Annotated in this window: 11 protein-coding genes and 1 pseudogene; 7 read left to right on the plus strand and 5 right to left on the minus strand. The window is 63.6% G+C overall.

Going from position 1 to position 12,049, the window contains the following annotated elements; all coding sequences use genetic code 11:
- A pseudogene (locus L1069_RS22575) lies at window positions 1-563 on the minus strand (chemotaxis protein CheA); the annotation flags it as partial.
- A gap of 140 nt (window positions 564-703) precedes the next feature.
- Here L1069_RS22575 and L1069_RS22580 point away from each other — a divergent pair.
- A complete protein-coding gene (locus tag L1069_RS22580; RefSeq protein ID WP_237457133.1) occupies window positions 704-1,366 on the plus strand; it encodes a thiamine diphosphokinase in 663 nt (220 codons plus the stop codon).
- On the opposite strand, the gene L1069_RS22585 is transcribed toward L1069_RS22580, so the two are convergent.
- The 4 genes from L1069_RS22585 to L1069_RS22600 all read right to left on the minus strand — a co-directional run bounded on the left by L1069_RS22585 (window position 1,353) and on the right by L1069_RS22600 (window position 5,319).
- The gene (locus L1069_RS22585) at window positions 1,353-2,267 is read right to left on the minus strand and encodes a DMT family transporter (RefSeq protein ID WP_237457134.1); all 915 of its coding nucleotides are present in this window, start codon (window positions 2,265-2,267) and stop codon (window positions 1,353-1,355) included. The genes L1069_RS22580 and L1069_RS22585 overlap by 14 nt on opposite strands.
- 62 nt (window positions 2,268-2,329) lie before the next feature.
- Window positions 2,330-3,703, minus strand: coding sequence for an L-serine ammonia-lyase (locus tag L1069_RS22590; protein ID WP_237457135.1), 1,374 nt, complete (start codon window positions 3,701-3,703; stop codon window positions 2,330-2,332).
- Entirely contained in the window at window positions 3,703-4,410 is a 708-nt protein-coding gene (locus tag L1069_RS22595; protein WP_237457136.1) for a glutathione S-transferase family protein, read from the minus strand. Before L1069_RS22595 ends, L1069_RS22590 begins: the two co-directional genes overlap by 1 nt.
- A gap of 132 nt (window positions 4,411-4,542) precedes the next feature.
- Window positions 4,543-5,319 carry a methyltransferase domain-containing protein gene (locus L1069_RS22600; RefSeq protein WP_237457137.1) on the minus strand — a complete coding sequence of 259 codons (777 nt, stop codon included), beginning with the start codon at window positions 5,317-5,319 and terminating at the stop codon, window positions 4,543-4,545.
- Window positions 5,320-5,462: 143 nt separating this feature from the next.
- On the opposite strand from L1069_RS22600, the gene rpiA reads away from it, so the two are divergent.
- The 6 genes from rpiA to L1069_RS22630 all read left to right on the plus strand — a co-directional run bounded on the left by rpiA (window position 5,463) and on the right by L1069_RS22630 (window position 11,842).
- Complete coding sequence (gene rpiA, locus L1069_RS22605; RefSeq protein WP_027259609.1) at window positions 5,463-6,251, plus strand: ribose-5-phosphate isomerase RpiA; 789 nt, start codon at window positions 5,463-5,465, stop codon at window positions 6,249-6,251.
- A gap of 184 nt (window positions 6,252-6,435) precedes the next feature.
- Window positions 6,436-7,791 (plus strand): glutathione-disulfide reductase, encoded by a 1,356-nt coding sequence (gor, locus tag L1069_RS22610; protein WP_237457138.1) that lies wholly within the window; start codon window positions 6,436-6,438, stop codon window positions 7,789-7,791.
- Between the two features lie 80 nt (window positions 7,792-7,871).
- Window positions 7,872-9,026, plus strand: coding sequence for an FtsH protease activity modulator HflK (gene hflK / locus L1069_RS22615; RefSeq protein ID WP_129370317.1), 1,155 nt, complete (start codon window positions 7,872-7,874; stop codon window positions 9,024-9,026).
- Entirely contained in the window at window positions 9,026-9,907 is an 882-nt protein-coding gene (locus L1069_RS22620; RefSeq protein ID WP_129370318.1) for a protease modulator HflC, read from the plus strand. The genes hflK and L1069_RS22620 overlap by 1 nt, the downstream gene beginning before the upstream one ends.
- A complete protein-coding gene (locus L1069_RS22625; protein ID WP_134830231.1) occupies window positions 9,907-10,101 on the plus strand; it encodes a DUF2065 domain-containing protein in 195 nt (64 codons plus the stop codon). The genes L1069_RS22620 and L1069_RS22625 overlap by 1 nt, the downstream gene beginning before the upstream one ends.
- 298 nt (window positions 10,102-10,399) lie before the next feature.
- Window positions 10,400-11,842 carry a Do family serine endopeptidase gene (locus L1069_RS22630; protein WP_237457139.1) on the plus strand — a complete coding sequence of 481 codons (1,443 nt, stop codon included), beginning with the start codon at window positions 10,400-10,402 and terminating at the stop codon, window positions 11,840-11,842.
- Window positions 11,843-12,049: the final 207 nt, after the last annotated feature.

Below are 12,049 nucleotides of genomic sequence, written 5' to 3' on the forward strand. Positions count from 1 at the left end.
GCTTCGGCTTCGGCTTCGGCTTCCTCAATCTCTGCTGGTGCGGATTGGGCTTCCTCAGCAACGGCCTCGGCGGCGGAATCGGAGGCTTCGGCAGCAATCGTGTCTGCTGCTGCGGTTGCTTCTGCGGCGGCCTCGATCACGGCAGTTTCTGCAGGTTCCTCTGCCGGGGCGGGTTGTTCTGCAGCCGGTTCCGCGGCAGGTGCCGGTGCGGGGACAGTCTGTGCCGGAGCAGCCTGAGACGGAGCAGCCTGTGCCGGAGCAGCCTGTGCCGGAGCAGGGGGTTCAACTGCAGCGGTGGCAAGCGCCGGGGTGGCGGCGCGCAGGTGGATACCGCCGTCGCTGGTTCGGGCCTCGACCTGGCGGGCAATCTCGCGTTGGGCGATGCGGGCCAGCATGTCGGCGTCAGGTTGCGGCGGCTCGGCCCCGAAATACCTGTCGTCCGACGCAAGGTCGCGGAAATACTCGGCAATCGCCTTCATGGTGCCGAAGGAATCCTCAAACCCTTCCAAAGTGCAGGAAAAGGTTCCATAGGATACGGTCAAGACTTTGTTGTTATGTACCATCAGCTCGCTCGTCTTCGTCACATTTGTTGCCATTCACCATATTGGCAGAAGGGACCAATTTTGCTCGAATCCGTGCAATTGATCGTATCATTTTGTGTTCAGAATGTGACCTGTTTCCAAAACTGCCAGGAATGCGCCCCATGAACCGTCATATTGTTGAGGAATTGGAACCAATCACCCTGGTTGGCGGCGGTGCGCTTGGGTCTGACGATCTGGCGGCGGCGCTGGCGCTGGCACCAGTGCTGGTGGCGGCGGATGGCGGGGCCGCTGCGGTGCTGGCGGCGGGGCATGTTCCAAGTGCGGTGATCGGCGATTTTGACTCGCTGCCGCAGGATGTGCGGGATCGTCTGCCGCCGGAGTGTCTGCATCCGGTGGCCGAGCAGGACAGTACCGATTTTGACAAGGCGCTGCGGGGGATTGCGGCGCCGGTGGTGCTGGCGGTGGGGTTTTTAGGCGGGCGGGTGGATCACCAGCTGGCGGCGTTCAATACGCTGGTGCAGGGGCATCAGACCCCTTGTGTGCTGATTGGTGAGACCGAAGTGATGTTTCACCTGACCCATGCGGTGGAACTGCCGGCGGCGGCGGGGGAGGTTATCTCGCTGTTTCCGATGCGGGCGGTGCAGGGGCGGTCTGAAGGGCTGGAGTGGCCCATTGATGGCTTGCGGATGTCGCCGATGGGGCGGATCGGCACCTCCAACCGGGCGACAGGCCCGGTGCGGCTGGTACCGGAGGGGCCGGGGCTCTTGGTGATCGTGCCGCGGCGGCTGCTGGCTGCGGTGGCGGCGGCGGTCAGGCGGGATTGATCCGTTCTGCGATCTCGGCGGCCTTGCGTTCGCGCAGCACCGCATAGAGACCGGCACTGATGGTCAGCAGAATGCCAAAGGCCGCGAGGGTGTTCGGGAGTTCATAGAAGAACAGCCAGCCGAAGAACACGGCCACCGGGATCTCCAGGTATTGCATCGAGGCGAGGGTGGAGGTCGGGGCAAACCGCAGGCTCCAGGTCATCATCAGATGCGCGACGGTGCCCAGGGCGCCGGCGGCGGCCAGCAGCGCCCAGGTGTCCTGCGGCGGCGCGGTGATGGAGAGGGCGTGCAGGCCGGCGGCATCGCCGATCAGGAACACTGGCGCCAGCAGCACCGTGCCCATGGCGCCGGCCACGGCCTGAAGGGAAATGGGATCGGTCTCCTTGGCGATCTTGCGGGTGACCAGCATGAACAGGGCAAAGATCACCGCCACCAACAGCGGCCAAAGCGCGTTCCAGCCGACCGCGGCAAAGCTGGGCTGAATGACCAGCAGGGTGCCGGTAAAGCCCACCACGCAGGCGCCAAGGCGGCGCAGGCCGACCTGTTCCTTAAGCACGTATTTTCCCAGCAACAGCATCAGGAACGGCATCACAAAGGCAATTGCCACGGCATCAGCCAAGGGCAGGTAGCGAAAGGCGGTGAACATCGCGGCGATGCCGCCCATCTGCAGCAGGGTGCGCAGCAGCAGCAGCGGTGCCACCCGGCGCGACAGGCTGAGCGGCAGCCGCATCGCCAGTGCCAGCGGCAGCAGGAGCGCGGCCTGGGCGGCAAAGCGGATAAATACGATCTGGGCGACCGGCACCCGGTTGGTCAGCAGTTTTGCGATGGCATCCCCAAGCGGGATCACCATGCAAAAGCCCAGCATCAGGGCGATGCCGAGGAGGGGCCGGTCCTGTGTCATGGCGCCACGCTAGGCGGGGCGCCATGGATTTTCAAGCTCGGGCGGGGGCTTCCAGCGCCGGGTCAGCAGTTCGGCACGTTCACCGCCAGACCGCCGAGCGAGGTTTCCTTGTACTTGTCATGCATGTCGGCGCCGGTCTGGCGCATGGTCTCGATGCAGGCGTCCAGCGGCACAAAATGCTGGCCGTCGCCGCGCAGGGCGAGGGACGCGGCGGAGACGGCCTTGATCGCCGCCAACCCGTTGCGCTCGATGCAGGGGACCTGCACCAGGCCCTTAACGGGGTCGCAGGTCATCCCGAGGTGATGCTCCAGCGCGATCTCGGCGGCGTTTTCCACCTGTTCGGGCGTGCCGCCCATCACCGCGCAGAGGCCCGCTGCGGACATTGCGGCTGCAGAGCCGACCTCGGCCTGGCAGCCTGCCTCGGCGCCGGAAATGGAGGCGTTGAATTTCACCAGGCCGGCGATGGCGGCGGCGGTCAGCAAAAAGTCCTCGACATGGCTTTCCGACGCACCGGGCACATGGTCGAGGTAATAGCGGATCACGGCCGGCAGGGTGCCGGCAGCACCATTGGTCGGCGCGGTCACAACCTGGCCGCCGGCGGCGTTCTCTTCGTTGACCGCCATCGCATAGACGCTCATCCAGTCGTTGATGGTGTGCGGTGCGGTCAGGTTCATGCCGCGTTCGGCCATCAGCGCGTCATAGATGCCCTTGGCGCGGCGGCGGACCTTGAGGCCGCCGGGCAGGATGCCGTCGCGCTCCAGCCCGCGGTTGATGCAGTCGTTCATCACCTGCCAGATGCGGGCAGTGCCTTTGGCGAGGCTGACCTCGCAGCCGCGGGCGATTTCATTGGCGCGTTTCATGCCGGCAATGGATTTGCCGCTGGATTTCGCCATCTCCAGCATCTCAGCCGCGGATTTGAACGGGAAGGGGACGGGATCGCCTTCGTCGGTCGCCTTGCCCTGGGCCAGTTCTTCCTCAGTCACGACAAAGCCGCCGCCGATCGAATAGTAGACCTGTTTCAGGATCACGTCGCCCTGGGCGTCGGTGGCCATCAGGATCATGCCGTTGGAATGGCCCGGCAGCGCATGATCATAGTCAAAGATCATGTCGGCCTTGGGATCAAAGTGCAGCGCGCCCAGGCCTTCGGGCTGCATGGTGTGCGTCTTGTCCAGCTCCGCCAGGAAGGCCGTGGCCTTGGCGTCATCATAGTCATGGGCGACAAAACCGCCAAGCCCGAGGATGGTGGCGCGGTCGGTGGCGTGGCCGACGCCGGTGAAGGCCAGCGAGCCGTGCAGCGAGGCGCGCAGACCGTGGAATTCAAACGGCGAGGCGCGCATCAAATCGAGGAAGCGCGCAGCGGCGACCATCGGCCCCATGGTGTGCGAGGAGGACGGGCCGATGCCCACTTTGAACATGTCGAAAACGGAGAGGAACATCAGGTGGCTGATCCTTCTGGGGGATTGGCATAGGCAGGGGATGTGAACGGGGTGGCGCCGAGGCCCTCGGCCTCGCGCGCGGTGGTCACGGCGGTGCGGTGCTCCAGCCCGGCGCAGAGGCGCTGCAGGCTGGGGTATGCGGCGATGCGGAACCAGGACCTGTCCGCATCGGCAGGATACAGCGCCATCCAGCGCATCTGGCAGGCCAGGTAATAGTCCAGAACCGAGGGCTGGGGTGCTGCCAGCCAGGCGGGGCGGCCGGCGGCGGCATGGTCCAGGCTGGTCAGATGCCGGTGCAGCCGCTGACGGGTGACGGACTGCAGCTGCGCCTGCTGGGCAGGGTCATCGCCGATGTATTTTTGAGGATAGAACAGCATCCGCAGATCAGCATGCAGGGTGTTGGAGGCAAAGAACAGCCATTTCAGGAACGGTGCGTAGTCCGCAGTGCCTGCCGCCGGGGCCATCGCCCCGTGCCGGCCGGACAGCCACAGCAGAATGGCGGCGGTTTCAAACAGCGCACCATCTGGGGTTTCCAGCACCGGGATCAGCCCGCCAGGATTGAGCGCCAGGTATTCGGCGCTGCGCTGCGCATTTGCCTTGCGGTCGACGAGGACGGCGTCAAACGGCAGGCCAAGCTCCTCCAGCACCAGACGGATGACCAGTGAAGCATTGTCGGGGGCGTAGTGCAGGCGGTATTCGGGTTTCATGACGCAATATTATGACGCGGACGCCTGGAATATGTGTCCGTTTCCGGCGTTTCCAATAGGAAACCCGCCTTTGTGATGCAGGTTTCGCTGCCGGGGTGCCGGATGGCGGTTTCCTGCCTGCGCTTCAGGCGGCTATTGCCGCCGGGCGGTGCAGACAAAATGGGTGAGCGACATGAAGAATCTGCCCTCGGCGGCCAGTTCCTGCTGTTCCTGTGCCCAGGCGGCGGCGTCGTCTTGGTCGGTGGCGCCGATATCCACCGCAAAGGCGCGGATCAGCTGGATCATCATTGCCGCCAGCCCGTCCGGGCGCAGGGTGGTGTCGCAGACTGCAAGCGGCTGCATCCGCTGCATTTCGAACCCGCAGCTGCGCAGTTCGGAGGGCAGTTTTGCAGGCAAATCGCGCACCGCCATGTGGCGGCTCCAGGCCTCCAGCATCCGGTTCATGCGGGTGGTATTGTCGCTGTGCCAGGCCAGGGTGTCCCAATGCATGTCGCCAACCACCAGCAGCCCGCCGGGCTTCAGCACCTTGTGCAAGGCGCGCAGGGCCAGGCGGCGGTCGGTCAGATATTCGAACACTTGCAGTGAAACGGCTTTGTCAAAGCTTGCCGGTTCAAACGGCAGCCGGGCCGCATCGCCCTCGGTCAGGGTTGTATTGGCGCGCGCCTCCAGCCGGTTGCGGGCGGCGGCCAGCATGTCAGGGCTGGTGTCCAAGCCGGTCACGTGGCCGGCGGGGCCGACAGCGCGGGCCAGTTCCAGCGTCAGCAGCCCGTTGCCGCAGCCCAGATCCAGAATGCGGTCGCCCGGTTCGGGCGTCAGCGCGTCGAAACTGGCCCGCCGCCGCTGCGACACATCGGCGCCCTGATAGGCGTCTTCCAGCACGCGGGCGGTTTCCTCGTCGAATTGCAGCATGGTTTTGATCCCCCAAGTTGAAAATCAATAGCCCGGCTGCGGCGCATTTCCAGCCGCAGTCCCGGAATCCGCTGCAAGCCCCCTCGCACAGAGGCGGCAAACCGCCTATAACCGCGGCAAATGCGTATTCATGGAGTCACCTGATGACCGGAGAGCTGTCGCCTATCGACAAGGCGAAATTCGTTGCTGCCAAACGAGCGGCTGAAATGGTTGAGGATGGCATGCGTGTCGGCCTTGGCACCGGTTCCACCGCGGCCTGGCTGGTGCGCTGCCTGGGCGAGATGGTGAGCCGCGACGGGCTGAAGATCACCGCGGTGCCCACCTCCAGCCGCACTGCCGCGCTGGCGCGGGATGTGGGCATCAATGTGGTGTCGCTGGACGAGGCCAAATGGCTGGATATGACCATTGACGGCGCCGATGAGTTCGACGCCGATCTGAACCTGATCAAGGGCGGCGGCGGCGCGCATTTGCAGGAGAAGATCGTGGCCACCGCCTCGGACCAGATGGTGGTGATTGCCGATGCCAGCAAGTCGGTTGAGACCCTGGGTGCCTTCCCGCTGCCGGTTGAAGTGCTGCCGTTCGGCTGGCAGAGCAGCCAGGCGCTGATCGAGGAAACCCTGGTGTCGATGGATGTGATGGGACGCACCACGACGCTGCGGATGAACGGCGATGCGCCGTTTGTGACTGATGAGGGCAATTATATTCTGGACCTGCACCTGAAACGGATCGGCAATGCCCGCCAGCTGGCGCTGGTGATGAACCAGATCCCCGGCGTGATCGAGAACGGGCTGTTCATCGACATCTGCGACACCGTGGTGATCGGTTTCGGCGACGGAAGGGTTGAGGTCCGCGACATCAACGAAGGCACGGTTGAGAAGGACAAGCTGGACTTTGTCGAGAACGACAACCTGTTCACCGATCTGCAGGATTGAAATGCGCCCGGCCGGCAGGCCGGGCGCTGCCCTGCGCTTTCTGTGCGGGACCTTTCGCCTCACAACCCTGTGCAAATTCAATGCAAAAGGTTGAATGCGCCGCAGGAACGCCCACTTGGGCATATGGCGTTTGGTGGTCCATTATGGGATACACCTGATCAAGAAATGCAAAGGGCGGGATTTCATGAGCTTTGATTACGATCTGTTTGTCATCGGCGGCGGCTCGGGCGGGGTGCGGGCAGCGCGTGTTGCGGCGCAGGAAGGTGCCAAGGTCGCGCTGGCCGAAGAGGACCGCTATGGCGGCACCTGCGTGATCCGGGGCTGCGTGCCGAAAAAGCTGATGGTGTTTGCCTCTGAGTATTCCGGCATGGCCAAGGATGCCCAGGCTTACGGTTGGGACATCCAGCCAGGTGCGTTCAACTGGGACAGTTTCAAGGGCAAATTGCACGCCGAACTGGACCGGTTGGAAGGCATCTACCGGGGTATTCTGAAAAACAACGGTGTTGAAAGCTTTGACCAGCGCGCCAAGCTAGCCGATGCCCACACGGTTGAGCTGGCCGACGGCACCCGCAAGACTGCCAAGCACATTCTGGTTGCAACCGGCGGTTGGCCGACGGTGCCGGAATTTCCGGGCGCGGAGCTGGCGATCACGTCGAACGAGATTTTCCACCTGGATAAGCTGCCCGAAAGCCTGCTGATTGTCGGCGGCGGTTATATCGCGTCTGAATTTGCGGGCATCATGAATGGCTTGGGCGTCAAGACCACGCAATTCTACCGCGGCCCGCAGATCCTGCGCGGCTTTGACGAGGAAGCACGCGGCGTGATTGCAGAGGGCATGGTGGAAGCGGGCGTGGACCTGCAGCTGAACACCAATGTCACCGAGATGCACGCAGAAGGCGGTAAGATCCGGGTGACCGATACCCACGGCAACACCCATCTGTTCGACAAGGTGATGTATGCCACGGGCCGCGCGCCCAATGCGGATAATCTGGGTCTTGAGGAAATCGGTGTTGAACGCGGCAAGGGCGGCGCCATCGCGGTGGATGCCTACAGCCAGACTGCGGTGCCGTCTGTCTTTGCTGTCGGGGATGTGACCGACCGGGTGAACCTGACCCCGGTCGCGATCCGCGAGGGCATGGCCTTTGTCGAGACCGTGTTCAAAGGCAACCCGACCAGCCCCGACCACGAGCTGATCCCGACGGCGATCTTCACCCAGCCGGAAATGGGCACCGTGGGCCTGAGCGAAGAAGACGCGGCCAAGCAGGAAGCGATCGAGGTTTATTCGACCTCCTTCAAGCCGATGCAGCAGGCCTTTGCGGGCCGCGCCCAGAAGGTGCTGATGAAGCTGGTGGTGTCCAAGGCCACGCGCAAGGTGCTGGGCTGCCATATCGTCGCGCCGGGTGCCGGAGAGATGATCCAGCTGGCCGGAATTGCCGTAAAGATGGGCGCAACCAAGGAAGATTTCGACCGTACGGTTGCGGTCCACCCGACAATGTCGGAAGAGTTGGTAACGCTGAAGACTCCGGTGCGCACGACCTGATCGGGCAGACCGGCAATAATTTAGACCTCATGCCGCCCAGTGTGAAAAATCATGGGCGGCAGCATACGGATAGGAGACAAATGGCGGGCAATAGCGGTGGCCCATGGGGGGGCGGTGGCTCCTCTGGCGGCGGAGGAGGCAACCGGGGCAATAACGGCGGCAACAATGGCGGCGGCGGCGGCCGCAAGCCGGAGGACCCCCAGATCCCCGAGATTGATGAACTGGTCAAGAAAGGCCAGGAGCAGCTGCGCGTCCTGATGGGCGGGCGCGGCGGGTCCGGCGGACGGGGCGGCCGCGGCGGCGGTTCCGGCGGCGGCGGACCGCTGTTCACCAAGGGCACGCTGGGGCTGGCCGTTGTTGCTGCAGCCGTGCTGTGGGGCTTTGCCAGCTTCTATACCGTGAAGCCGGAAGAACAGTCGGTTGAGCTGTTCCTGGGCGAATACTCCTCGACCGGGCAGCCGGGCCTGAATTTTGCGCCCTGGCCGCTGGTGACCAAGGAAATCCTGCCGGTCACCCGTGAACAGACCGAAGACATCGGCGTTGGCGGCGGCCGCAGTTCGGAAGCCGGGCTGATGCTGACCGGCGACGAAAACATCGTCGATATCGATTTCCAGGTGGTCTGGAACATCAACGATCCGGCGAAGTTCCTGTTCAACCTGCGCGATGCCCGCACCACCATCCGGGCGGTGTCTGAATCGGCCATGCGCGAGATTATCGCCCAGTCCGAACTGGCGCCGATCCTGAACCGTGACCGTGGCTCGATCGCCTCGCGGCTGCAGGAGCTGATCCAGTTCACGCTGGACGACTACGACAGCGGCATCAACATCATCCGCGTTAACTTTGACAAGGCGGATCCGCCTGCGTCGGTGATTGCCGCCTTCCGCGATGTTCAGGCTGCTGAACAGGAACGCGACCGGCGCCAGAACGAAGCGGACGCCTATGCCAACAATGCGCTGGCTGAAGCCCGCGGCCAGGCGGCTGAGCTGCTGGAACGGGCCGAAGGCTACCGTGCGCGCGTTGTCAACGAAGCCCAGGGTGAGGCAAGCCGCTTTAGCGCGGTTCTGACCGAATACCAGAAGGCTCCGGAAGTCACCCGCAAGCGCCTGTACCTGGAAACCATGGAAAAGGTGCTGGGCCGGGTCGACAAGATCATCCTCGATGAGCAATCCGGCGAAGGCCAGGGCGTCGTGCCTTATCTGCCGCTGAATGAACTGCGCCGCGGAGGAAGCAACTGATGCGTAAGACAACTCTTTTGCTGCCGGTGCTGGTGATCGCTGCGATTGCCGCGCTGTCGTCAGTGTTCATTGTGGACGAGCGTGAAAAGGCGCTGGTGCTGCAGTTCGGCCGGGTGGTCTCGGTCAAGGAAGATCCGGGCCTGGCGTTCAAGATCCCGGTAATCCAGGAAGTGGTGCGCTATGACGACCGCATCCTGAGCCGCGACATTGACCCGCTGGAAATCACCCCGTCGGACGACCGCCGCCTGGTGGTTGACGCCTTTGCGCGCTATCGCATCGTGGACGTGAACCGGTTCCGTCAGGCGGTTGGCGCCGGCGGTATCGCGACTGCGGAAAACCGGCTGGATTCGATCCTGCGGGCGCAGACCCGCGAGATCCTCGGCTCGGTCAGCTCCAACGACATCCTGTCTTCGGACCGGGCGGCGCTGATGCTGCGGATCCGCAACGGCGCCATTGCCGATGCGCGCGCTTTGGGCATTGCGATCATCGACGTGCGTCTGAAGCGCACTGACCTGCCGTCGGAAAACCTGGATGCAACGTTTGAGCGGATGCGGGCTGAGCGTGTGCGCGAAGCCACCGACGAACGCGCCCGCGGTAACGAAGCCGCGCAGCGGATCCGGGCGCAGGCCGACCGGACCGTGGTTGAGCTGGTTTCCGAAGCACAGCGCGAAGCCGAGATCATCCGCGGTGAATCGGATGCTGAACGCAACGCGATCTTTGCCCAGGCCTATGGTGCGGACCCGGAGTTCTTTGAATTCTACCGCAGCCTGAATGCCTATGCGAATTCGCTGCTGGCGGGGAATTCCACCATGGTGCTGTCGCCGGATAACGAGTTCTTCAACTACCTGAAGTCCTCGGACGGCAAGCCGGCCGGGCAGTAATGGGGTTCATCCTTCTGGCCCTTGGGCTGGTACTGATTGCAGAGGGGCTGGTGTACGCACTGGCCCCTTCGCTTGTGGAGCGCCTGCTGGAGATGCTGCGCGCCTTGAGCGAGGAGCAGCGCCGCAATGCCGGGCTGGCGGCGCTGGCGCTGGGTCTGATCCTGGTCTGGCTGGCGTTCCGCTTTGGGGTCTGAAGGCACCGTTTTCCCCCTCGATTTTCAGCGAAAGTGCAGACTTTCCCTGCTAGAATAGACTGCAGCAGGACGCGCGCGCTCCGTTGCGGGCTGAAAACCCGGTCACAGCGGCTTTATTCCTTGCAACATTTGTTGCGGGGCGGGCGGAAGTTCCTACATTGGGTCCATAAGACTCTGCCCGGCTATCCTGGTGTTTACGCCGGTCCGGGGCGGACAAGAAGAATTAGAAGTGACAAGGAGTAGATCCGTGCAGCCACAGGCAATTGCAATTCCCGGCCGGGCAGGCGGCAGCAGCGCGATGATGCGCATGATCTGGCTTGCGGTGCTGGCCATGGCGGTCCTGCTGATGCAGGCGGTATCCGCAATGGCGCGCCCCGAAAGCCTGGCGCCGCTGGCCGACCAGGTGAGCCCGGCAGTGGTCAACATCACCACCACAACCGTGGTCGAAGGCCGCACCGGCCCGCAGGGCATTGTGCCCGAAGGCTCGCCGTTTGAGGATTTCTTCCGTGAATTCCAGGACCGCAACGGCAATGGCAACGGCAACCGCCCGCGCCGGTCTTCGGCGCTGGGGTCGGGGTTTGTGATTTCCGAGGACGGTTACATCGTCACCAACAACCATGTGATCGAAGGTGCGGATGAGATCGAGATCGAGTTTTTCCCCGGCGACGGCCAGCCCAAGGAGCTGCTGCCGGCCAAGGTGATCGGCACCGATCCCAACACGGATATCGCGCTGCTCAAGGTGCAGGCGCCGGCGCCGCTGAAATTCGTCAAATTCGGCGACAGCGACACCGCCCGCGTAGGTGACTGGGTGGTCGCTATGGGCAACCCGCTGGGGCAGGGATTCTCGGTTTCTGCAGGCATCGTGTCGGCGCGCAACCGCGAGCTGTCGGGGTCTTATGACGATTACATCCAGACCGATGCTGCGATCAACCGGGGCAACTCGGGCGGGCCGCTGTTCAACATGGATGGCGATGTTGTCGGCGTGAACACCGCGATCCTGTCGCCCAATGGCGGCTCCATCGGCATTGGTTTTTCGATGGCGTCGAATGTGGTTGTCAAAGTGGTCGACCAGCTGAAGAAATTCGGCGAGACCCGCCGCGGCTGGCTGGGTGTGAAGATCCAGGATGTGGATGCGGATCTGGCTGAGGCGATCGGCCTGGATAAGGCCCGCGGCGCGCTGGTGACAGACGTGCCCGAGGGCCCCGCCAAAGAGGCCGGTGTGCTGGCCGGCGACGTGATTGTCAGCTTTGACGGCGGCGATGTGAAGGATACCCGCGGGTTGGTACGCCAGGTCGGCAATGCCGAGGTTGGCAAGACCGTGCGGCTGGTGGTGTACCGCGAGGGCAAGACAGAAACGCTGCGGGTGACTTTGGGCCGCCGCGAAGATGCCGAGCGCAGCCCCGCCGGTCAGCAGAACGGTGACGGTGAACCCGGCCAGACCGAAAAGGAACTGCTGGGCCTGTCGGTCGGAGTTCTGACGGATCAGATGCGCGGTGAGCTGAATGTGGGCGAAGATGTCGAAGGGCTGGCCATTCTGTCCGTGGATGAGACATCGGAGGCCTGGGAAAAAGGCCTGCGCGCCGGCGATGTGATCACCGAGGCGGGCCAGCAGAAGGTCACCTCGATCAGCGAGCTGGAGGCCCGCGTTGCCGAAGCCAAGGAGGCGGGCCGCAAGTCGCTGCTTCTGCTGGTACGCCGCGGCGGCGAGCCGCGTTTTGTGGCGCTGAACCTGGCGAAGTAACGACCTGAAGACAGGTCGTGTCCAAACTGCCAAAGGCCGGGCTCTTTGCCCGGCCTTTGATCATTCCTGCAAAGGGTTATGCCCGTTTCATGAACAACAGGCCGCGGCTGTCCTGTTCGGTGTGCCATACACTTGGGTCGGCAGCAAAGATCCGGCGGAAATCTTCAAGGTTGGGTTTTTCGTCGGATATCAGCACCCAGCCGCCGG

Origin of the sequence: Leisingera sp. MMG026, assembly GCF_021654205.1 — a bacterium.
Taxonomy (GTDB): domain Bacteria; phylum Pseudomonadota; class Alphaproteobacteria; order Rhodobacterales; family Rhodobacteraceae; genus Leisingera.

Coding starts and splice junctions, on each gene's coding strand:
- L1069_RS22620 (WP_129370318.1), top strand. CDS start 9,026: ATGCGTAAGACAACTCTTTTGCTGCCGGTGCTGGTGATCGCTGCGATT.
- gor (WP_237457138.1), top strand. CDS start 6,436: ATGAGCTTTGATTACGATCTGTTTGTCATCGGCGGCGGCTCGGGCGGG.
- L1069_RS22595 (WP_237457136.1), bottom strand. CDS start 4,410: ATGAAACCCGAATACCGCCTGCACTACGCCCCCGACAATGCTTCACTG.
- L1069_RS22590 (WP_237457135.1), bottom strand. CDS start 3,703: ATGTTCCTCTCCGTTTTCGACATGTTCAAAGTGGGCATCGGCCCGTCC.
- L1069_RS22585 (WP_237457134.1), bottom strand. CDS start 2,267: ATGACACAGGACCGGCCCCTCCTCGGCATCGCCCTGATGCTGGGCTTT.
- L1069_RS22580 (WP_237457133.1), top strand. CDS start 704: ATGAACCGTCATATTGTTGAGGAATTGGAACCAATCACCCTGGTTGGC.
- rpiA (WP_027259609.1), top strand. CDS start 5,463: ATGACCGGAGAGCTGTCGCCTATCGACAAGGCGAAATTCGTTGCTGCC.
- L1069_RS22630 (WP_237457139.1), top strand. CDS start 10,400: ATGATGCGCATGATCTGGCTTGCGGTGCTGGCCATGGCGGTCCTGCTG.
- hflK (WP_129370317.1), top strand. CDS start 7,872: ATGGCGGGCAATAGCGGTGGCCCATGGGGGGGCGGTGGCTCCTCTGGC.
- L1069_RS22625 (WP_134830231.1), top strand. CDS start 9,907: ATGGGGTTCATCCTTCTGGCCCTTGGGCTGGTACTGATTGCAGAGGGG.
- L1069_RS22600 (WP_237457137.1), bottom strand. CDS start 5,319: ATGCTGCAATTCGACGAGGAAACCGCCCGCGTGCTGGAAGACGCCTAT.